The following is a 23,768-nucleotide window of genomic DNA, read 5'->3' as shown; positions in this document are numbered from 1 at the left end:
AGCCTTATTTTTACAAAAAAAAAGAACTGTCTAAAACTTGTTAGACAGTCCCATTATATGAATTTTTCCCGGTGGCGGGTGTTGTTCAGACCGATGATGATAAAGAGGGCAGAAGCGATCAACATGTTTATCCGGCAATGGAAAACGGCGTTGAAGAATATCTGCGGGTTTTTATCGAGGGGAACATCGTATGGATTGAGGAAGATGTTCCATTGGCTGGCACCAAGGCTTTCTTTCATCATAAAGAGGATCAACCCGATGATGATAATGACCACGGAGGTTCCGTTGCCGTTCTTGATGGTGGTACTCAGCATGAAGGAGAGCGTACCGATAAAGAGGGCGGGAACCATAGCTTGCAGGGCGAGGTTCATCGGGGGAATGGACACGATGGCGAGATCCGTGAGCAATGCGAGGATCAACGTGATGACGAAACAGATGACATACGAGATCAAGAGCCGGAATAACCAAACTTTGTAGCTGTAGTTAGGGATTCCGAAGATGATTTCGACGATTTTGGCATCTTGGTCATTTTGTAACCCGAAGCACATGGGGTAGAAGACGAGCAGGATGCTCGGCAGCATCAGCATCGAGTAGGCGGTTGCTTGGGTGATCTCGTCGTCGCCCAGCAGGTACACCACCACGGTGATGATAAAGAACACGAGGGCACTCAACATGAAGTACAAGAATTTGTTCCCGAAGATGATCTTGATGTTGTATTGTACCAGTTTCTGTATCGCTATCCAAAATTGAAGCATAATTGGGGGTGCGTTTTATTGGGTTATAATTTGTTCTTTGTTCTCTATTTTGACGGTTCTCAACAGCCACAAGTAGGAGTCTTCCAGCGCGGGGAGTATCCGTTCGGCGTTCTCGGCGGGCTTGCGCTCGCTGAGGCAGCGTACTTTGATCATATCGCCTTGGCGGATGTGGTGAACGACGAGCAGGTCGGACGGGAGTTTGGCAAAATCCCGTACCGGTACTTCGAATGTCCACGTGACATCCTTGGCTATGTTGGCCATATCGGAAGGAGTCCCGTGATATTTCAGTTCTCCTTTGTTGATAACGCCCACTTGATTACAGGAGCTGGCGATATCCTCGATAATGTGGGTGGAGAAAATCACGATTCGGTTACGCGACAGTTCCACGAGCAGGTTCCGGAAGCGGATTCTTTCCCGCGGGTCGAGTCCCGCCGTGGGTTCGTCTACCACGAGGATGCGCGGCAGGTTGAGCAACGTCTGGGCAATACCTATACGTTGTTTCATACCGCCGGAGAATCCCCCGATTTTCTTATCCTTGTTCTCGTACATGTGAACGGCGGAAAGCACTTCTGCGATCCGATTCTGGCGTACACGCTTGTTGTAGATGCCTTTCAACAGAGCCTGATATTCGAGAAATTCCCAAGCCGTGAGGTTCTCGTAGGTTCCGAATTCTTGCGGCAGGTAACCGATTAGACCTTGCAACTCTTCCCGTTTCTTCTGGGTGTCGATACCGTTGATAAATATCTTGCCGTAGCTTTGCTCGAAAATACCGCAGATGATACGCATCAGCGTGGTTTTACCCGCTCCGTTGGGACCGAGGAGTCCGAACATTCCGGTATGGATTTCCATGGAAACGGAACTTAACGCCTTGAACGGTTTTTTCTTCACGCCGATGAACGGAGCCTTGGAAGCCATACGGAATATGGTTTTCTTCAACATACGGAAGCGACCGTCAATCAGATCAATATTAATGTTCTCCTTGTTAATCTTGTTGGACAAGTATCTTGCCGCGATGCCGATATACCAGAACATACCAAGGAAAATAGCTCCCCCGCTATTGTCGAACTTGTTGCTCGACCAGTAGAGGATAACGAAAGGTCCCGCGTAATAGATGGCGATAGCGATGATGCGCAAGAGCTTGGCAATCATCTTATCGTTCCGGTTTTCAAAAAATTCCCGGAAGATATTCATGGTGCCGAGGGTCATGATCCACGTGATGAAAGCGAAGATGACCGCCCACAAGAATAATACTTGATAACTGAACGTGAAGTAATACATGAAGCCGAGGATGGGTAGCGACCATAGCAGGGGTTGCAGGTCTTTCCACTCCCGGTATTGCTCTTTCAAGCCCAGACGTTCCCTGATTTTCAGCCCGGAAGTCCATTCCCGCTCGAAGCGGGAGGGGCGACCGTATATCTTCACGAGATTGCATACTTTGATTTCCAGTTCCTCGTCGGCAGGGATGATGTTGCTTTGGGCACGGCGAAGACTGTCCTCAAGGAACCACGTGATGCCCGGTACCAGTATAACGGTCAGAATGACGTAAAGTATTCGGTCGAGCACTGTATATGTCCAGAAATAGACACAAGTGAGTGCCACGATGAATGCCGCGATTTGTATGATTTTCATCACCCAGCTTTGCGAGTGCAGGCGGGTAAGGGCGTCTTCCATACCGGAGTAGAGCGTGGGGATAATAACTAGAGTCAACAATGTACTCATAGTCAATCCGCCGATTACAGTGATCGCGAACGGGGCGCCTAGTCCGGACACGTATTCTCCCGTGCCGAGAGCCAGCGGAACCATAGCCACGATGGTCGTGATTGCCGTGATCAGTATAGGTCGCAGGCGGGATAGGCCGGAGGTTATGATAGCGCGTTGCTTCCGGTTGCCCGTGCGGCGTAGCAATGAGGTATAATCTATAAGGATGATACTGTTGTTTACCACGATACCGATCAGGATGATAAAGCCGATAAAGACATTGGCATTCATCAACGGGTTGCTCGTGAACAATAATGCCAATAACGAGCCGATTGCTGCCAACGGGATCGTGAACATCAGCACGATAGGGGCTGATATCGATTCGAACACGGAAGCGAGTATCATGTAAATGAGGACGAATGCGGCCAGTATAAGGAAAGTGAAATCATCCATTTCGTTTTCCTCGTGAACGACTTGTACGGCGATACCGGCAGGGACATCCAAGCCTTGCACTAGCTCGTCAATCTCTTCCCGTGCCGCTTCAAGCAGAGGTTTCGATTCGTTGATATCCGAGTTGAAAGCGTAATAGAGAGTGACTTCCTTCTCTTGGTTAATACGAATGATGCTTCCTTTGTCCCGTCCGAGGTTGATGCGGGCGAAATCACGTAATTCTACCAGTCCGTTTTTGGAGTTCGTCACCTGCATATTGCGCAGATCCTCAAGCGTACGGGTTTGTGTAGTCTTGTCTTTTTCGTCATACGTGGCGTCCCGGATAATGATATCATATTCTTCGTCACCCGCTTTGTATTTTGTGGATGCCGTGCTTTCGGGACCGAAATTATTGAGTTCATTTGCCACGTTGCCGGGAGTGATGTCGTTGACTCCCATCAAGTACTGGTCAAAGAACATTTTTGCCACAGAACTACCCGATTGACTGCTGACATTGGAATAAGAAATATTGTCAAGGTCTTCGAATTGGTATTTCAAGTATTCGGCAAAATTTGTCATAGCCTCGAAATCCTGTCCTTTGATAATGACCTTCTCGCTTTGGCTCCCGATATTCATCAGGCGAAGCAGTGAGGCGTTGCCCAACATGCCGCCACCACCTCTCTCGGCGGTTTCTGTTGCTTGAAGGCTGATTTGGGATTTGGATATGTTTACTTTCTCTGCCAGCCTTACTAATTCGTCTTTCAGCTGTGGGATAGATTTATTGTTGATTTTTTCAAAATCGTCTTTCAGTCGGATGGTAATATCCACGTTATCTTCGCTGATGTCGGACGTAAATGTTTTGATCTCTTTGACCTCGAGCAATTCATCCTCGAACAGGCGAATCATGTCGTCAGTCTTTTGTAACGTGTATCCGGTTGGCGGAGTAATGTACACGTTGAACGTGTTTGTTTGAATTTCTCTAAGAGTATTTAGCGTCAGGGAAGTGGATAGCACTACCGTGACGAGAAGCACCACGAGTGCGGAGATGATAACCTGTGCCGGGCGGCGGAGGGACATTTTCAGTATTGCCATGTAGATTTGCACGAGGCGGTTGTGCAGAGACAATTTGCTGAAATTAACGTCGTTCGGTTTCCTCTTCAAAATAGCATTGACAGCCATGGGGATCAACAGTAACGCCACGACCAGCGATATGGTCAGCGTGGCGACGATGGACACCCCGATATGTTCTCCGATAAGTTTAATCTCGTAACGATCGGCAAAAAGGAAAGGCAGGAATACCATAATCGTGGTAATCGTGGCAGCAAGGACTGCTTTCCATACTTCCTCGGTTCCTTGCACGCAGGCTTCATCCGTGGGCATACCTGTGGCCTTCAGGCGATAGATATTTTCCATGACCACGATAGAATTGTCCAGTAACATTCCCACCGCGAGCGCGATACCGGTGAGGGTAAGCGTGTTGATCGAGATGCCGAACAAGTAGAAGAAGTAGAAGGACGAGAACACGGATATCGGTATAGCGAAAGCGACAATAGACACGATATGTATTTTGCGCAAGAACAGGAAGAGGACGAAAATAGCTAGAAAAGCTCCCGATATGGCAAGGTTGATAATCTCGTTGATATTATCACTCATGATTTCAGCCTGATCTTCCTGAATGTCGATACTGATCCCTTTGGAGGCTATCTCTTCATTCAGTCGGTCGATTTCTGCCCGTACTTTTTCAGACAAATCAATCACGTTGGTCAAAGGGGATTTGTATAATCTACAGGTTACGACCTCCTTACCGTTTACACGGGAATAGGAGTCTTCTTCCTTCACCCCGAAGTGGATTTCCGCGATATCTTTTAGCAGAATTGGTCCTTCGGCTACAACGATACTTCCAAGGTCTTCGGTGGCAAGGTATTCTGCCGTCACGTTGACGAAATAACGTTTATTGTTCTCGTACACGGAGCCGGCAAATGTTTTTTCCGCCAGATTTGCAGATATCTTGCTACTGATGATAGATGGCGTGAGATTCAGTGCTTTGCATCGTTCTAAATCGATAATGACTTCGATACTTTTTTGTCGGCCACCCACGATTCGGACTTCCGCGATACCGTCCACGCTTTCGAGATAGGGCGTGATGTCTTTATCCACGATGTTGCGGACATAGTCGATATCGTCTTCCCCGAGGATTTGCAACTGCATGAAGTTGTCACTTGCCGAACCGGCAGAGGATTTGTTGACAGTACAAGTAAATTCTTCGGGAATGTTCTTGGATATGCTCTTTATATTTTGTTCCAGTTGCAGGAACGCGTATTTCAAGTCTACATTTTGTTTCAATGCAACTCGGATTGAAACACCTGACGAACTGATGTACGTTTCTATTTTTTCCACTCCGTCGAGCGAACTGATAGCGCCTTCTACCGGGATAGCGGCGTGATTTTCAACGTACGTGGGGTCGAGTTCCAAATTCGAAGTGGCTCTGATGTTGACACTCAATACCGGTAATTCGGCATTGGGAAATATTTCCATGGGCAGGTGCTTCTGGGAAAAGATTCCCATAAGTACCAACCCGATGAATAACATCGAGATGAGAACTCGTCTTTTTATAATGGTCTTCATGACTTCTTTTTATCAATAACGTAATACACACATGGAATGACGATCAAGGTCATGACGGTAGAGGTCAGAAGCCCCCCGATAACCGCTAATGCCATGGGAGATCGGAGCGAAGCCCCTTCCCCGAAACCGAAACACATGGGGAGCAGTGCCAGAATAGTGGTGGCACTGGTCATGATGATCGGGCGTACGCGGTGTTGGGCAGCCATCTTGATAGCATCGTCCAACGGGTGACCGTCCGCTTTCAGGCGGTTGATTGCATCCACGAGTATAATAGAACTGTTCACGGCAATACCGGCAAGCATGATGATACCGATAAATGCCATCATGTTGAGTGTTTGTCCGGTAATCAGGAATGCCCACACGCAACCTACCCCGGCTAACGGGATAGTCAGCAGAATAGTGAACGGGTGGCGTAAAGATTCGAATTGAGCAGCCATAACCATATACACTAACAGTATGGACAGACCTAAGGCGAAGCCCAGTCCGCCGAATGATTCTTGTCTTTTTTCTTCCTCTCCGGTAATCTTTGCCGTGTATTTTGCCGGGAACTCTACTTCCGATAGTTTTTCGCGTATGGAAGGAGTGATGTGGCTTAACGTGTATCCTTTGTCGATCATCGCCGTAACCGTACCCGTGCGGCTTTGGTTTACTCTGCCGATTTCCCGCGGAGCGGAAGTGATTTCGATATCCGCTATTTCAGCGAGGCGATATTTTTTGTCCCCTTGTGTGATTTCGATTTGTTCCATCTCTGAAAGAGAAACTTCGGGTACTTTGATACTGATATCGATAGTTTCGCCCTTGTTCTCGAAAGAGCCCGCTTCTTTACCGTTCAGTTTTTCACTTACCTGATCACTTACTTCTTTGACATTGATTCCGTAGATACCGCTTTTCAACCGGTCGATCTTGATGTTTACCTCGGGAGCGCCCTGTTCCATAGAGGTCTTGATATCATAGAGTCCGGGGATGCCCGATATCTTTTCTTTTATGGAGGAACACAATTCGTTTAATATATCCAACTCTTCTCCCTTCACTTCGATCACGAGAGGGGCTCCTTCCGTGCCGAGAATACTTTGTAAGGCGGACTCTCCTTTTTCGTAGGAGATTTCAACACCTTCGGGGAGTTGGTAGTTCGCGTTTATATTCGTGATAAAATAATCAGCGTCCAGTTTGGAATCTTTTTTAATTTTCACGGTTACTTGCGCTTGGTTGTCTTCTTCCAGTTTGCCGCCGCTCGTGCTTTCCAGATTGGAGGGACCGACTTGCGTGTATATCCATTCGATATCATCGCCGCCCAGCGTGCGTGCGGCATCTTCAATGGTCGCCACGGCATTGTCCGTGTTTTGCAGTCGGGTACCGGGTTCCATATTGATGAGTATGGCAAGCTCTTTGGATTCCGCTTTCGGCATGAACTCCATCCCGATAAAAGGCAGCATCAAGTAAGATATTACCATCAGGACGAGAGCCGCCAGAATAACGGCATATTTTACTTTTAATACGCGTCCCACGAAGTTACCGAAACCTTTTATCGTGATGGCATGACCTTTTCTTCCGTCTTTTTTACCCAGAAATTTTGACACGAGCATGGGAATGAACAAGATGGACACGAACAGAGAGGATAGCAGCGAGAAGCTGACCGTCCATGCCTGTTCTTTAAACAGTTCACCTGCCGCACCTTGCAGGTAAACAATCGGGAGGAACACGACAATGGTGGTTAAGGTGGATGCCGTGATTGCTCCTGCCACTTCCGATGTGCCTCGCACCGCTGCTTCGGTGGGAGAGAGGTGATTCTCTTCCATGTTTCGGAAGATATTCTCCATGACCACGATAGCGTTGTCCACGAGCATACCCGCCCCTAAGGCAAGTCCCCCCAATGTCATGATATTGATGGATAGCCCGTTGAAATACATCAGGTTGAACGTGGCGATAATAGATATCGGAATGGATACACTCACGATAAGCGTCATGTTCACCCGTCGCAGGAATAAATAAAGAATGATAACCGCGAGCAGAATACCTATCAAAGCGGAGTCCTTCACTTCATTGATAGAACTTCCGATAAAATCACCTTGGTTGCTGATCACGTGGAACTCGTATCCCGGTAAACTTTTTTGGAATTCATCGAGTTTCACGAGCAGGTTATCGACGGCATTTACCGTGTTGTACTTGTTCTCCTTGTATATACTGATACCCAAGCAACGTTCACCGTTGTAACGGGCGATATTCTCGGGTTCTTGATTGCGGATACTTACCGTGGCGACATCTTTCAAGTAGATTGGGGCTTTCGGTTTACTCGATCCTGTTGACGCTTGTGATGATGCGTTGGAGGTGGAAGAGGTATTTTCCTTGAAAGCGACAATGATGTTTTCAATATCTTCAATGGTATTGATCAGATTCGCACCCTTTACCATGTACCGGATGTCATTGTCGGTAATCGTTCCCCCGGACACGTTTTGACTCATGCCGGTAATCTGGGAAGCGATGGTGTTTGCCGTCAACCCGAAAGCTTCCAGCATGTAGGCGTCCGTGGAGATTTCCACGATAGCTTGCTCCTGACCGCTTAATTGAATATCTGCTATTCCACCCACGCGGACAAGTTCGTTGCGCATATAATTCTCCGCGACCTTACGTAACTCGTTCATGTCTTTGATCTCGTTGTGCGTGAGCGCGATGGTCATAATCGGACTGGCGTTCGCGTCATAACGGGTGACGTTAATCTCGTCCACGTTGTCCTGTTGGGCATAGGTGGAAACTGCGCGTTGCAGATCTAAAAAAGCGGCATCCATATCCTGATCCCAGCCGTATTCAACCGTGATTTTGGAATATCCTACCCTGCTGATGCTGTAAACGCTTTGTACACCTTCCTGTCGTGCGGCAGTACCCTCGACTTTTTGAGTGATTTGTCTTTCAACCTCTTCCGGTGGTCTTTGTCCGCTTTTTACTTCCACGTAAAGGGCGGGATTTTTCAAGTCGGGGAAAAGGTCTGTTCCCAGTTTATTATAAGATATCGTACCCAGTAAACATACCGCCAGCGTAAGCATAAGCACGCTCACCGGGTATTTTACTGCAAATTTGGTGATACTGTTCATATCGTTTTATTTCATGATTTTTACTTTGCCTCTGTTTCTCAAGAACTCGTAACCTTTGATAACGATCTTGTCACCCTCGTTCAAGCCTTCCGTGACTTCCGTGTAGCGGTCGTCGCTGATGCCTGTTTTGATGTATTTCTCCACGGCACGATTCTGTTCCACCGTGAATACGTTACGCATTCCCCGGCGGGCATTGACGATTTCTTTCGGGATAAATAACACGGAGTCTCTTTGCAAAGTAATAATCTCGCCTTTGGCGAACATTCCGGGACGTAATTTCAATTCCGGGTTGTTAATAGCGATGTATCCAGAGAATGTACGGGTTTCCTCGTTAATTGCCGGGGATAACTGGGATACGGTTCCGGATAAAGTATCTGATTTTATATTATAGTTGGTAACTAATACTTTTTGTCCCACTTTCACTTTTTCGATGGCATTTTCCGGAAGTGCGATTTCCATGTACATCTGGCTGTAGTCCATCATACCCACGATGATTTCGCCGGAAGCAACGTCTATTCCCGGAGTGAAATAGGGTAAAGTGACGATTACCCCTTTAAACGGGGCTCTGATATTTATTTTTTCCAACTCGGTATTTGCCGTTTCCAGTGCGGTTTGTGCTTGGATATAACTGCTCTCGGCGTTCAACACGTCTTTTTCGGTTGCCCCTCCTTTATCATACACGACCTTTTGCCCGTCCCATTCTTTTTTGGCGATATCAACTTGCATTTTCTTGGTTTGCAGCGATACGCTGTTCTCGTGTTCCTTATTGTTCAGTTTCACAATGACGGCTCCCGCTTCCACGATGTCACCTAATTTATAAGGGCGTCCGGTTTTGGGATTATTCATCAGTTCGTATTTACCGGTAATCTCTGATTTTATCTCGGCGGTTTTGGCGGCTTTTGCCGTACCCGTGGTGGTGGTCAATTCACGAATATTCCGTTTGCCGACTTCCGTGAGCCAGACGGGAGTTGTTGTTTCGGAAGAAGAGCTCGAACGTTGCTCGTTACAGGCGTTCAGAGAAAATGCGAGTAGAATGAACCCGATATATTTTATTGATTTATTTGTAGCCATAGTTGTTATATTTTGTTGTTTTTATTTTAGCAAGTCCACGGGTAAATAAGAAGTGTTCGTTTGGAAATCCCACAATGTCTGGATTTTCAGATCAAGTAATTTCAGTTTATAGCTGATGATCGTGTTTGTGTATTCAGTTTTGGCACTGGTTAGCTGATCTTGTTGATTCTTTAAATCTAAACCCGATAGAGAACCGCTGCGGTATTTTTCCACGCTGATATCATACGTGCGTTCGGCGTTTTCCACGTTTTTGCGTGCGATCTCTATTTTTTTCACGAGGCTGGGAAGTTCCCGGCATATTTGACGAATTTCGAGTACAACGCTTTTTTTGTATTCGGCTAAATCGATATCTTTATTTTCATTTGCAATCTGAGCCTTGCGTATAGCAGCTTTGCGAGTCCCCCAATCCCAAACCGGGATGGTAAGAGTGACTCCCACGGATTCGTTATCTTCCGGTTTGGTGAAAGCACCTTTTACCTTATCTCCATTACCGAATAAACCGACTTGGGCGGAAATATTTCCCTTGAATTCATTTGTTGCTTTTGCCGCGAGCAAATCAAAGAGACCTTGCTCGACACTGATCTGTTTTTGCCGGATCTCCATTCTTTGTTCCAAAGCATATTTGATAGCCAAGTTTTGGTCAACCTCTACCGGTGTAATATCTGTATTCGTGAGTACACTGATGTCCATTTCCAAAGGTAAACCCAAGGTTTGCTTGAATTGGTCTTTGGTAGACTCGTAATTTGTTTCAGCACTATACAGGCTTGTTTCATTATTTGCCAGAGTTACTTCCGATTGGAATAACTCTTCTTTTGGAAGTAGGCCTTGTTCAACCTTATTCTTGGTTATTTCATAGTTTTGCTTTGCACTTTCGAATGCTTCCCGTGCGTCTGTCAGGCTTTTGAAACTTTGGTAAACATTGTAAAATCCTGAAGTTACCGTCTTTTCAATGTTTAGTTGTGCCATAGCATAACTTATCTTGGCATTTTCCAAATCGAATTCCAATTGTTTCAAATCGATTTTGGTTCGATTATAGGTAAAAATAGGTTGATTCAATCGTAATGACAGGCGATTGGAAAAAGAAGTGTTTGTTAGATTGTTGGATTGATTCTGTGCATCTTGCCAGTTGAAATCATTACTTAGCGTCAATGTACCGTCGGTCCATTTCAAAGGTTGAGTGATACTGAAATTACCTCCGGCACTCATGGTACGGTAGGTATTCCATGTTGAACTTATTTCCTCGAAACTACTGCTTCTGGAATAGTTAAAAGGGCTCAAATCGAATTGGAATAAAGATTTTAAGGATGCTTTTCGTTGAAGTAAAGACAGTTCACTCTGTTCAAGTGACATTTTACTTTGTATCAACGACGGGCTTTGTTGATAAGCGATCTCCAAAGCCTTTTCTAGCGTCAAAATCTCTTGAGCGGACGTTGTTCCCGGGGAGAATATGATCAGTAGCCCGGAAATGATCAACGATAATGACGTACGTGTTTTCATAAACTGTTATTGTTATTATTTATTATTACTCGTGTAAACCCATTTTACCGCGTCGGCAATGATGATTTGTCCCGGTTCGGAACCTCTGTCACTCAAGGTAACTTTGGCGTTACCCTCCGAGAAATAGAAACTTCCGAGGGAAACCCAACCGGTGGTATTCCTGCCTCCCGTTTCGACAGACACTTCCTCTTCGCCGTCGTCATGTTTTACTGTATAATATTGGTATCTTTTGGGTTGTTCTCCACGGCCCCACATCATCCTGTCCATGCCGGGCGAGCTGTAAACGAAAACTTCATAGAAACCGGGGATTTGGATTCGCGTGTTCCATTCCGCTTGATTGTTCCCGCTTCCTGATTTCTTGTACATGGCACTATTAATATAGTCACCGTAATAATTTATACCGACGGTTGCCGTCCATTTACTTGGGGGCATCCAGAAATTCAAGTTTTTATACTTGTCTTCTTCCTCCTTTTTGAAAAGAGATTGTAACGTATTCTTCTGGTTCGACTCGATTACACGGAAACCTTTGTCCTCGTTGTCGACCGTGATTTCTTTCGGGTTAAAGGCGAAAACGGTAGGATTACCCGCGAAGATACCGCTTACCGTGTCGGTCGAGGTTGTGGTCACTTTCGCAAAATTGTGCATGATATCGCTCGGAAGATTCTGGGCAATATTCGTGTTGATCGTCAAGTTGCTGGGGCGATCGTCGCAAAGGATTCTAATCTCTTTATAACTTCTCGCGTCGATAATAAAATTTTTTGGCGGATTCTCTTCCATTTGGGCTGCTCTTCCCCGTCTGCCGGGACCACCTCGCATGAAACCGCCCTGTTCAACGCTGACAGAGATGATTCCGTCAATATTTGTCGGGTTATAAACTTGGAAGTGTACCATGTATTTCGTGTATTCACCTATGGCAACCTCGTCCGCGTCTATCCCTTTTACAATAAATAATGGCGTGGCGTTTATCGAGTACCACCCGGGAATGAAATCCATCAAGTTGAAATGGAATTTACGGATAAATTCATTATTCAAACGTGTGAAGTTGACTTCTTGGAATTTATATTTCTGAGAGAAGTCGGTCATGAATTTCTTGAAGTCTTCAGAGGGAACTCGTGAAGTGATATAATTTCGCAGGTATATCCCTTTTAATTTCATCATCTCGTAGAACACTTCCGTGGAAAGCGTGTTGTCCAGAACGGCTTGTTCAAAACTCTTGCCGTTCAAATAGGCCGAAGCCCGTTGACTGTCCCCCATGCCCGAGAACATACGGAACCACCTTCTTCCGGGATTTGATTCTTCCTGCTTCAACATGGTGTTCATCACGATGTCAATAATCGGGAAGTCCTGCGAATAGATAGATGTCGCGTAGTTAAAGTACATGGACGAGATGTCGTATTTATTTAATTTGGATGTACCGGACCAACCGCTGGTAAACATATTGACAAAAGAATTACCCTCTTCTTGATAGATTTCTTCCGATTGGAACACGCTGCGGATAAAATCACGTATCGTGTTCATTTCAAGATCAATATCTTCCGATGAACCTCCCCGCGGATCATTTTGAGCCCACATTTTCATCCTTTTCTTGGAGGCTTTGAAATCGCTGCGCGGCAGAGTGGCTGCCAGTTCGGGCAAGAACACCATTTCCGGTTGCATCTGTTCGCTATTGCCTTTCCAGTTGCGCACGTATCCGGCATAAGAGATGGGCGTTTCCGCCAAGACCAGCTTGGGGAACGGGTATTTGCGTCCCTTGCGCATCTCGTATTCCGTTTTGACATCTGAAAGGAAACCGGCTAGGGTATCCGCCATGTTCGGAAATTCTTTCGAGAAGTAATCGTGACCTTTAAAATTGTATAGTTCGATTTCCACGGAATCTACCGTAACGCTTTTTTTCTCGTAATCCCCGATTGCCAGACTTACCCCCAGTAAGGGAGCTGCATTGGTGAATAACGTCGTGTCGCCGCTTCGGGAGGAAGTACCTTGAGATAAAACCACGCGTTCCGTCGGGTTATACACTTTTAAAGAGAACGTGGCGAAATTCTTCCTTATATTATAAGGTGCTTCCGGGTTTACAGGAGGCAACGTGGTCGGGTACCAGAGACATTCCGGGGTTAACAGGGTAAATTTGTCCTGCACGTAAGCGTAGTTCTTCCCGAATCGGAGAATGCTATTCCCGTTTTGAGTGTCATAATATTCCTCGTCCGTGATATCCAGATAGCAAATATTCTCGTCTATTGTACCTTGATAACTGATTTGAAGTTCAGCCGTTTCATAAGGACGGAGTTTGTAATCCGCCACAACAACTTGAGCGTCCCTCTCGAAAGGGATATCCTGTCCCTTGGCGGTTAATTTTTCGACCTTCAACGACGGGTTCAAATATAGTAATACGTTATTGATCGTTTTATGATTCCGGTTCTGTACTTGCAGGTTTGCCGTAACCGAGATTTCTTTTTTGTTTTGTGAATAAGTGATATCCTGACTCAATAAATTAACTTTATCCGCGATGTTGTATTTTTGGTATTTCTCGGAATACAGGTGGCGTTGATTGTCGATGTGATGGTAGGTGGAATAGTAAGAGTACCCGCAACCTAATCCAAAAATCATGATAACGCAACCGATAAAGTTGAGTAAGATATTTTTCTTGGGATGCAAAGGAAGACGGTTTACCAGCGCGATAGTGAAAGAAAGTAATCCCATACCCAAGAACAGGAACGTGAAGCGTTGTGTCAGATAGGGAACGAGATTCGTGTGTCCCAGCACTTCGGAAAACATGTTCGGGACGGTAAGCGCGAAAAAGTCAAACGTTCCTTGCTCCACTCCGCCCAAGTACAACAATGTACCGCTTATGAATCCCAGCATGATAATAAATGTCACCGCTTGGTTGCGGACAAAGCTCATGACCACGAATGAAAGACCGAGCACGAATACCAGTGACGGGATAGACAGGGTAAGTAAATAAAAAATATAAGGGAGGAACGCGAACGGGGAATCGCTCGCGAAAACGTGTATAAAACCAGCGATGATTAATGCAATAATGTTCAACGACACGAAAGCCTTGATAATCCCCCATGTCTTGCCGACAATATAATCGGCGTTGCTCATCGGGCGTACATAGATCACCTCCGCCGTGTCCAGTTTCTTATCTCTCTTCAAAAAATTGCCCGCCAGAAATATGGCTATGATAGATTGAGCGATATTGAAAAGATAAATATTGACAAACGGGATTGACGAAGGCATGGCTACCATGCTCCAGCGATACCAGCCGAAAATATTTGATTGAAGGCTGATCTGGAAAAAGACAATGATTAAAAGGGATAAAACGGCAAATATCCGGAATAACCAGCTCCGGCGTAATAATTTGGTTTCGTATCTTGATATCGTGTTGATATTGTGGATGTTCATCGCTGATTTTAGTATAGGTTTACTTGAACAATTCGTTTTCTTGAATGGCTTCCACCTGCATGTTCATTTTGTCTTTCAGCAAGTAGTCCATGTAATAAACGTAGGCATGTTCCAGATTCGGTTCAATGGCTTTATGCGAGTATTCCTCGATGTTCTCCGCCACGACTTGAATCTCGAGTCCCCCGTCTGTAGGAATTGTCGAGATAATCGGGTATTTTTCCTTGATTTCCTCGTATTCCTGGTCGGTCACGAAAATCTCCCATACTTTCCCTCTTGCCAGATTGACCATTTCATCCGGAGAGCCTTCGAATTTCAATTCGCCCCGGTTCAGGAGAGCCAGCTTCTTGCAGGTACTGGAAATATCTCCCACGATATGGGTGGAAAGGATGATGATGGAATCTTTGTCACTGATGTCCGACAGGATATTGCGGAACCGGATTCTTTCTTCCGGGTCGAGTCCTGTCGTCGGCTCGTCGACAATGATTACTTTAGGATTGCCGATAATGGCTTGTGCTATACCCAACCTTCTTTTCATACCACCGGATAATTTATTTGCCCAGCGGTCACGGACTTCAAATAATCCAACTTTACGCAGCATCTCGTCTACCACTTCGCCCCGGTGCTGTTTGCCCTTGATTCCGGCAAGACCTGCCCCGTAATCAAGGAATTCCCACGTTTTCAGCTTCTCGAAAAAGCGGAAGTCCTGCGGCAGGTAGCCCAACATGGAGCGAATAGCCTTCCTGTCTTTCGCGATGTCATAGTCATCGAAGTAGATCGTTCCGGATGTGCAGCTCTGCAAGAGAGTCATGATTCGCATCAAGGTGGTTTTTCCCGCTCCATTCGGTCCCAACAGACCAAACATTCCCGGTTCGATTTCAAGATTCAAGTCTTTTAAGGCTTTTTTACCTCCCGGGTAAACTTTGTTTAGATTTACAATTTTGATACGCATAACATTGGTATTTTAGGTTGGTATAAATCTATGCATAATAAGTAGGAATGTATGTTAATAAAATGTGAAAACTGATTGTCCATATAAGACCTGTTTCGCTTAAAAAGGTTTATTTTTTTAACAAAACATTAACAAAAATCTCTCCTTATGCCCTGTTTGCGCTATTTCGGGTAAAAAATATGTCTTGATTTTAAAACTTGCCTAAGAGAATATTTCCCGGATTACCCGGATGCTTTTCGTGTTGAAGTCCATGTTTAAATGAAAACCGAGAAAGAGCAGGGCGATATCGAGAAGGATTTTCCGGCTTTGTTGATTGAGAGGGATGTCTTTGAGCGATTCCATCGGGCAGGAACAGAGTTGGTGTATGATTCGGGCGGAACGCGGTCCCGTGCAATAATTCTCGGGAGCGCCCGCGGGATAGAAACACCCGTCGTTAATGTTAAAAACATAATCCGGGTGATAGGTGCTGTCGTCAATGCCGAATCCCATGAGCTTGCTAAGCCGGAACAGGAACAGCAAGTTGAAGTTCGCGATATCCTCCCGGCTCGTGTTGAGATATTCCACGGAGTACCTGATATACTCGTACATGTTCTCGTTCGGGTCAGAATGTCGTAGTACCAAGTCCAGAAGCTCCCCCCATAACAAGGCGATATTCATCTTGTACACGTCGAAATAAATAGATGACGTGTTCACCAGTGAAGACACGGATTTTAACTTGTGAAGCCCCCCTCGTTCATTGGGATAATATTCGAGTTCGACGATCTGCATACATTGCACGGCGTGGTTGTTCTTCCGTTTATAAAGCGTCATGGGGGTGATAAATTGCATGTACCCCCGTTCTGCCGAGTACACGTGCATGATTTGCTGCTGCTCGGAATAGGGTAGACTTTTCAATATGATGCCTTTGATCGTCTGCATGGAAGCGTGTTACCGGGCATTTAGGAACTCGTACAGTTTCCGTACGGCTCGCCCCCGGTGGCTGATCTCGTTTTTAGCGTGCAGGGGCATCTCCGCGAAACTTTCCGCGTAACCGTCGGGGCGGAATATCGGGTCGTAACCGAAACCCTCGTGCCCGTGTTTCCCCGTGAGAATCTCCCCGTTCACGATACCCTCGAAAAGATACTCCCGATCACCGAGGATAAGGGCGATCACCGTTCTGAACCGTGCTTTACGATTACTGACACCCTCCATCTCCCGAAGCACCTTTTGCATGTTCGCCTCCGAGTCGTGGGCAGTTCCGGCGTAACGGGCGGAATAGACACCCGGGGCGTTATCAAGTGCTTCTATTTCCAGTCCGGTATCATCCGCGAAACAATCGTAGCCGAACTTCTCGTGTATATACCTCGCTTTTTGCAGGGCATTCCCCTCCAGTGTATCTTGCTCCTCGGGGATATCCTCGTGGCATCCGATGTCTTTCAGGGAAACGATCTCATGCCGACCGTCCAACATTTCCTTGATTTCTCCCAACTTGTGCGTGTTGTTGGTCGCGAAAACTAATTTCATAATCTATCAAAATTCGTGTATCGCGAAATTAACGAAATAGATTGTCTTTGCAAACGCGAAACGCTATATTTGTACCCGCTTAACGTGTTTCGACAGTGTTTATTATGGAACAAGGTCGGATATGAAGCATGAATTGTAAATCAAAGAACAATGAGAGGAATTGTCGTAAAATCTACCGGTAGCTGGTACGCGGTACGGATGGAATCGGGTGAAGTCTTGGAATGCCGGATAAAGGGAAAATTCAGGATGAAAGGGATTAAGACCACGAATCCCGTGGCGGTCGGTGATGTTGTGGAAGTAGAGATAAATCCCGATGGCGCGGTGATTCACCGGATAGAGGAACGGAAAAATTATATTATTCGAAAATCGACGAATCTCTCGAAAGAAGCGCATATCATAGCCGCGAATGTCGATCAGGCGATGCTGGTCGTAACGGTGAATCATCCCGTGACCTCAACGGTTTTTATCGATCGTTTTTTAGCTTCCGTGGAGGCATACCGGATTCCCGCCATACTCGTTTTCAACAAGATCGACTTGTATGACGAGGATGATCTGATGCTGCTGGGTGCTCTGACACAAATATATATGGAGATCGGGTACGAGTGTTTGCATGTGTCCTCATTGACAGGGGAAGGCGTGGAGGATGTCGTGGCGGTGCTGAAAGATAAAGTGACCGTGTTTTCCGGTTTGTCGGGCGTGGGGAAATCCTCTTTGATCAACCGGGTGGAACCGGGCTTGCAATTGAAAGTTGCCGAAATCTCCGAGTTCCACGACACGGGCAAGCACACGACCACCTTTGCGGAGATGTTCCCGTTGAGTTTCGGGGGGTATATCGTGGATACTCCCGGCATCCGGGCGTTCGGGCTGATACACATGGAGAAGACGGAGATATCACACTATTTCCCGGAGATATTCAAGCGGGCAAAAGATTGCCGTTTCTACAATTGCACGCATATTCACGAGCCGGGATGCGCTGTTATTCAGGCGGTAGAGGACGGGGAAATCAGCGAAAGCCGTTATTTCAGTTACACGAGCATGTTCGAGGAAGGGGAGGAGAAGTACCGTAAATAAGGTGAAAACCTACCTGAATTCAAGATGAATCCCGTATCAATTCCGGTGCAGTAGTACTTGAAACATTATTTGTATCCTTTTAGTAAGCTATTAAAACGCTATTATAGTATAGGGTTTTAATAGCGTTTTAATAGGGAACTAATAGCGTTTTATACGGAATTGAACCGGAAGTGATACGGGATTTCACATGAATTCAGGTAGGTTTTCTTATTGTTTTCCTTGGAAATGTTTTACTATTTTGAGATGGGGTACAAGTGATTCGGAAGATATTCTTTTGTATTTTTTGTTATGCCAGTATAAAATTAGAAGCTTTTGTGTAACTTTGAGAAGTCAATAATTTATACACGCGTGTGAGCTTTTGAATTTATGCAGGTTGATGATAAGTTGATATGTCGTTTTTTGGGAGAACATGATCACCGGGGAATGGAGGTCTTGTTCGAATACTATTATCGACCGTTGGTGCTGTGGGCAGACACGTTTTTGAGTGATATTCCGGCGGCGGAGGACGTGGTGCAGGATTTTCTCGTGGATTTCTGGGAGAAGCGGGCTTACGAGAGGATCACGTCGGGTAGTATCCGGGGATACCTTTTCGCGGCAGTGAGGAATCGGGCGTTGAAGTTACTGGAGAAGCGGGATGTCTTGCGGGAAGCAGGTGGAGTGTTGCCCGTGTTGGTGGACGAGAGTGATACGGATTGGCTCACGGAGGAGATTTTGCAGGCGGTAGAGGCAGAGATCGAGAAGTTACCCCCGCGCATGAGAGAGGTTTTGAGGGCGGTGTATATTGACGGGTTGAGTTACCGGGAGACGGCTGAAAAATTTGTTATTTCTATAGCAACAGTTAAAACATTGTTGGTAAATGCTTTAAAACGACTTCGAAAAGTTTTTTCTAATTTTCCCCGATTTTTTTCCTGATTTGAATCAACCGTTTTATCATTTTTCCGGTCTATGGGGCAAGAAATTGATATGATAGAATGGAAAGAAAATCTCAAATTACCGAATCCGAGTTATTGGACTTCTTTAATGGCAAACTTTCTACCGGGGAAGAAAGGGAGATTCTGGAATGGAAAGAAGCCTGTGACGAGAACCGTAAGTTGTTTGATACGGTGCGAAAGCAGAATCTCGTTATGCGGGAGGTTGTGCGTGCACGGTTGATCAAGGGGGACTATTCTTCGATACGCGGGCGTATCGGGGGGAGGAGGCGTCGGACATTCAAGTTGTGGTACGGGGTGGCGGCAGCCGCGGTGGTTGTTGCGGTTATTTCTTCGGTCGTGTTATGGCGGGATGCTTCTTCCGTTGACGAGAGTAGAACGATGGCTTATATCGGTCCGCCCGCTCGTAAGGCGATACTGGAGATGGCTGATGGCGGACAACATTACTTGGGGGGCAGTGGGATCAAGTTTGAGGAGCGGGATGGAGCACAAGTGGCGATCAGCAACGGTAAGGTCGTGTACGATAAAAAATTGGAGGAGTACGCGGAGGAAGAAAAAGAAGATGTGCTTGTTTATAACAAGATCACGATTCCCCGGGGAGCTGGGTTGTACCGGATCTCGCTTAATGACGGTAGCGTGGTGTGGCTGAATTCGGACAGCAGGCTGGAATACCCGGAAAAGTTCGCGAAGGGGGAACGGAGGGTGCGTGTCACGGGAGAGGCGTTTTTTGACGTGACACGGGATACGGTGCGACCGTTTGTCGTGGAAACCGTGCGCCAGTTGGTGACGGTGCTGGGGACGAAGTTTAACGTGTCTGCCTATCCGTCAGAGCCGGAGTTGACGACGCTTGCCTCCGGGAAGGTGAAAGTGATTCCTGTCCACGGGGCGGAGGCGGTGGTACTTTCCCCGGGGGAGCAGTCTGTCCTGGGCGTTGGTGTCGATAGCTTGCGTGTATGCCAGGTGAAAGTGAGTGACGTGGTGTCGTGGAAAGACGGAATGATCAGTATCGAGAATATGGCGTTGAGCGAAATCCTGAAAGTCGTTTCGCGTGCTTACGACGTGGATTTCGTGACGGAATCTTTGCCCGGGGAAGACATTATACTGCAGGGAAGTATTTCGAGTGACGAGACGCTGGAGGTGTTTCTTGCCGTGTTGAGTAAAGTGGCAGATGTGAAATTTAAAATAAATGCCGATGGAAAAATAGAAGTTCAAAAGTTAAAGTAAAAAAAGAGAGAGAATTCAAGGAATTCTCCCGCTTACGGTGTGTAACGTCTGTTGGTGGCAGACGATATCTTATTAATTCAAAAACAAATGTATGAAAAAAAAATCTAGTCACACCATTTTTCGGGTGGAAATTCGAAAATGGAGTAAGATCGTTTTGGTTAATTTTATTTTGACTCTGTTGTCGTGTGCCTCCGTGTATGCGCAGGATGATACTTTGCGGCAACAGAGAATAACTGTCAAGTACCGCAATAATACCATCTTGGAAGTACTTGAGGATTTGAAAGCAAAGACGGGATATACTTTTGTTTACAAGCAAAATGATATATCCAATGAGGTGAAAATCACGGAGACTTTCACGAATGCGACGCTGGACGAGGTGCTGGGAAAGGTGCTCGTGGCTCATGGTTATGATTATTCGATCGAGGGTAAAGTGATCGTTGTCAAGAAAAAACCGAAAACCAAAGAACCTGAGGTACGGAACATTATCACGGTCAAGGGACGCGTGACGGACGAGAAGGGAAATCCCATGCCGGGGGTAAGTGTCGTTATCAATCAGACCTCACGGGGAGTGGCTACTGATAAAGACGGGAAATATGATATTTTGGTACGGGCAGACGACGTGTTGAAGTTCTCGTTTATCGGGTACAAAGACCAAACGGTACCGATAGAAGGGAAAGATGAGTTGAATGTATCACTAAAGCCCACGGAAGAGGCGTTGGAAGAGGTTACAGTGGTCGCATACGGGGAACAAAAACGCGAGTCCGTGACCGGTTCTATTTCTGTGGTAAATGTCAGTTCGTTGAAATCTTCTAATAGCGACCTTACTGCCAGTTTCGTGGGACGTATTCCAGGTATGATCGGTTATTTGAAGGGTGGTAAACCGGGAGCCTTGACCGAGGCCGAAATGAACACGCAGTTCACGGTGCGCGGTATCACGTCTTTCGGTAACAACGCGAACACGGCTCCCTTGATTTTGTTGGACGGGGTAGAGGTTAGCGTGTTGGACTTGTCGCGTATTGACCCGGAGGATATTGATTCATTCAGCGTGTTGAAAGATGCTTCGGCTACCGCCATGTATGGAGCTCGTGGGGCAAACGGTGTGATTCTCGTGTCGACGAAAAAGGGAGTCGAGGGTTCGGTGTACACTTCTTTCCGCTACGAGGCAATTGCTTCACAACCGACGCGGAAAATCGACGTGGTAGATCCGATCACCTACATGAAGGCTTATAACGAGGCGTTACAGACACGCGACCCGTTGGCACAACCGAAATACACGGCAGAACGGATTGCTAACACGGGCAGCGACCGTTTTCCCTCTTGGGTATACCCTGCCAACGATTGGTATAAATTGTTGTTTAAGGATATGTCTTTCAATCATCACTTGGGATTGAGCGTGCGAGGCGGAACCAAGATTATGCAGTATTATGCCTCCGTCAGTCACAATTTCGATGAAGGTATGTTGAAAACGGATAAGTTGAATTCGTTTAATGTTAATATTCGGAATAATACTACCTCTTTGCGTATCAATTTGAATATTGATATGACTCCCACTGCGAAATTGTTATTGACCTCCACCTCTTCGTTGGACAGTTATCATGGTCCTTTGGCTAACGTGACTACCGCTTATGGTATGGCGTTTAACGCGAGTCCGGTGGATTACGCGGCGGTCTATCCGGCGGATGATACCTATAAATTTCCGCACCTTCGTTTCGGTTATGAAACGATAACTTCCCAGAACCCTTATGCTTCCATTCAACAGGGATACGTGGAACGGAGTCGTTTCGCTACCTCCAATCGGGTGGAATATATTCAGAACTTATCTGCGTTCTTAAGAGGTTTGGAAATCCGAACCAACGTGTCGCTATACAAGCAGGCTTATTACAGTACGCCGTTTCTGACGGAACTTTATAAATATCGGTTGGCTGACTATAATCACCAAACGGGTAAACATGTGTTGGAACAATTGGCAGAGGGAGATAAGACGCTGAAAGTGGATCCTAACTCTAAAGTAGCAGAGGGAGAAACGCAGTTGACCGGAGAGTTCCGGGTGTATTACAACCAGTTCTGGGGCGATCATACGGTCAGTTACACGGGACTGGTGAATATGTCGCAGGTGACCTCTTCTGCAGGACGGGATTTGTTTTCTGCCATCAAGAACCGGAATATGGGACTTTCCATGCGTCTTTCATACGGTTTCAAGGAACGTTTCTATTTGGAGGGTAGTTTCGGGTACAATGGTTCCGAACGTTTCGCGGAACATAATCGTTTCGGTTTTTTTCCCGCGGCCGGGATCTCTTACGTGATTTCGAAAGAGCCGTTTATGCAACGTTTTAACAACTGGTTAACTTTTATGAAGATTCGTGCTTCTTACGGGAAAGTGGGTAATGACGGCATCGGTACCGGGTCTTCCGCTTATGGCAATACCGGCAGATACATTTATTTGGAAAACATGGGACAGGATTCCCAGGACCATTATCTGGTTTATTCTTATGCCAACCCGACGATTCAGTGGGAGATTGCAGAAATGACCAACTTTGGTTTGGAGATGACTTTGTGGAAAGGGTTGCTCGATTTTACATTGGATGTATACGAGGAGATCCGTCATAATATTTTGGCTCAACGCACGATTGTGCCCGCCAGCATGGGATTGGGGCTATACCCGTATGATAACGTGGGCAAGGTGCGTTCTCGCGGTTTCGATTTGGCTGTTAAAGTACAACATGCATTTTCCAATGATTTGTGGTTTATCTTGAACGGGACTGCCACCTACAACAAATCGGTGTACAAATCCATCGAAGAGGCTGCCGACAAACCGTCTTGGCAAGGAAAAGTGGGGCATGATATTTCGCAAGTGGTGGGTTACGTGGCAGAAGGATTGTTTCAGAGTCAGGAGGAGATCGACCGTTCGCCGAAACAATCGGGCGACGTGATGCCGGGAGATATTCGCTATCGTGACGTGAATGGCGACGGCAAGATCAGCATTGATGACGCTGTACATATCGGATTTCCCACGGAGCCTCGTTTGGTATACGGTTTCAATGGAACGATCAGCTACAAGCGCGTGGAATTTAATTTCGCATTCCAGGGAGCAGGTCAACGTTCACTCTTTATCAACCCGAGTGCCGTTACGCCGTTCGTGGGCGACCGTGCCTTGTTGAGTGCTATTTGGAAAGACCACTGGACTCCCGAGAATATGAAAAGCAGACCCCTGTGGCCGCGTTTGTCTACCAAGAGTATCACGGCTCACAATATGGAGGAGGCTTTGTTGGGTCAAGAAACTTTGCGCGCTTCCACTTATTTTATGCGGGAGGTGAAATTTTTGCGTTGCCAGTCGTTAGAGTTGGCTTGGAATTTACCGATCCAATGGGCAGAGAAGCTCGGTATGCAACGGATCAAACCTTATATCCGGGTGAACAATCCGTTTTTGATCAGTGATTTTGATTTATGGGATGTGGAATTGGGAAGCAACGGATTTAATTATCCGATCCAAAGGACATATTCAGTAGGTGTTAATTTTAGTTTCTAAAAA

13 protein-coding genes are annotated in these 23,768 nt (G+C 46.3%); 4 read left to right on the top strand and 9 right to left on the bottom strand.

Annotated elements, in window-relative coordinates; all coding sequences use genetic code 11:
- Positions 1–53: 53 nt before the first annotated feature.
- From L0M98_RS16140 to L0M98_RS16100, 9 genes are all read right to left on the bottom strand, one after another.
- Positions 54–755 (bottom strand): hypothetical protein, encoded by a 702-nt coding sequence (locus L0M98_RS16140; protein WP_099291202.1) that lies wholly within the window; start codon positions 753–755, stop codon positions 54–56.
- A gap of 15 nt (positions 756–770) precedes the next feature.
- A complete protein-coding gene (locus tag L0M98_RS16135) occupies positions 771–5,507 on the bottom strand; it encodes an efflux RND transporter permease subunit (RefSeq protein ID WP_227216823.1) in 4,737 nt (1,578 codons plus the stop codon).
- On the bottom strand, positions 5,504–8,593 hold the full coding sequence (locus L0M98_RS16130; RefSeq protein WP_099291200.1) for an efflux RND transporter permease subunit: 3,090 nt from the start codon (positions 8,591–8,593) through the stop codon (positions 5,504–5,506). Before L0M98_RS16130 ends, L0M98_RS16135 begins: the two co-directional genes overlap by 4 nt.
- A 6-nt stretch (positions 8,594–8,599) precedes the next feature.
- Positions 8,600–9,664, bottom strand: coding sequence for an efflux RND transporter periplasmic adaptor subunit (locus tag L0M98_RS16125; protein ID WP_227216824.1), 1,065 nt, complete (start codon positions 9,662–9,664; stop codon positions 8,600–8,602).
- Between the two features lie 21 nt (positions 9,665–9,685).
- Positions 9,686–11,161 (bottom strand): TolC family protein, encoded by a 1,476-nt coding sequence (locus L0M98_RS16120; protein WP_227216825.1) that lies wholly within the window; start codon positions 11,159–11,161, stop codon positions 9,686–9,688.
- 15 nt (positions 11,162–11,176) lie between these two features.
- Positions 11,177–14,563, bottom strand: coding sequence for a golvesin C-terminal-like domain-containing protein (locus tag L0M98_RS16115; protein WP_227216826.1), 3,387 nt, complete (start codon positions 14,561–14,563; stop codon positions 11,177–11,179).
- Between the two features lie 19 nt (positions 14,564–14,582).
- On the bottom strand, positions 14,583–15,512 hold the full coding sequence (locus L0M98_RS16110) for an ABC transporter ATP-binding protein (protein ID WP_099291197.1): 930 nt from the start codon (positions 15,510–15,512) through the stop codon (positions 14,583–14,585).
- 201 nt (positions 15,513–15,713) lie between these two features.
- On the bottom strand, positions 15,714–16,430 hold the full coding sequence (gene recO / locus L0M98_RS16105) for a DNA repair protein RecO (RefSeq protein WP_227216827.1): 717 nt from the start codon (positions 16,428–16,430) through the stop codon (positions 15,714–15,716).
- Between the two features lie 9 nt (positions 16,431–16,439).
- Positions 16,440–17,015, bottom strand: coding sequence for a non-canonical purine NTP diphosphatase (locus L0M98_RS16100; protein WP_186974777.1), 576 nt, complete (start codon positions 17,013–17,015; stop codon positions 16,440–16,442).
- Between the two features lie 150 nt (positions 17,016–17,165).
- Here L0M98_RS16100 and rsgA point away from each other — a divergent pair, with 150 nt between their 5' ends.
- The 4 genes from rsgA to L0M98_RS16080 all read left to right on the top strand — a co-directional run bounded on the left by rsgA (position 17,166) and on the right by L0M98_RS16080 (position 23,765).
- Positions 17,166–18,086, top strand: coding sequence for a ribosome small subunit-dependent GTPase A (gene rsgA / locus L0M98_RS16095; protein WP_227216828.1), 921 nt, complete (start codon positions 17,166–17,168; stop codon positions 18,084–18,086).
- Positions 18,087–18,452: 366 nt separating this feature from the next.
- The gene (locus L0M98_RS16090; RefSeq protein WP_099291193.1) at positions 18,453–18,998 is read left to right on the top strand and encodes an RNA polymerase sigma factor; all 546 of its coding nucleotides are present in this window, start codon (positions 18,453–18,455) and stop codon (positions 18,996–18,998) included.
- 59 nt (positions 18,999–19,057) lie between these two features.
- A complete protein-coding gene (locus L0M98_RS16085; protein WP_099291192.1) occupies positions 19,058–20,239 on the top strand; it encodes a FecR family protein in 1,182 nt (393 codons plus the stop codon).
- Between the two features lie 91 nt (positions 20,240–20,330).
- Positions 20,331–23,765, top strand: a complete 3,435-nt coding sequence (locus L0M98_RS16080) for a TonB-dependent receptor (RefSeq protein ID WP_227216829.1) — start codon at positions 20,331–20,333, stop codon at positions 23,763–23,765.
- Positions 23,766–23,768: the final 3 nt, after the last annotated feature.

It is taken from the genome of Butyricimonas sp. DFI.6.44 (assembly GCF_022132345.1).
GTDB lineage: Bacteria > Bacteroidota > Bacteroidia > Bacteroidales > Marinifilaceae > Butyricimonas > Butyricimonas muris.
The sequence above is the reverse complement of the archived record's forward strand: the minus strand, read 5'-3'. Positions and strand labels throughout refer to the sequence as shown.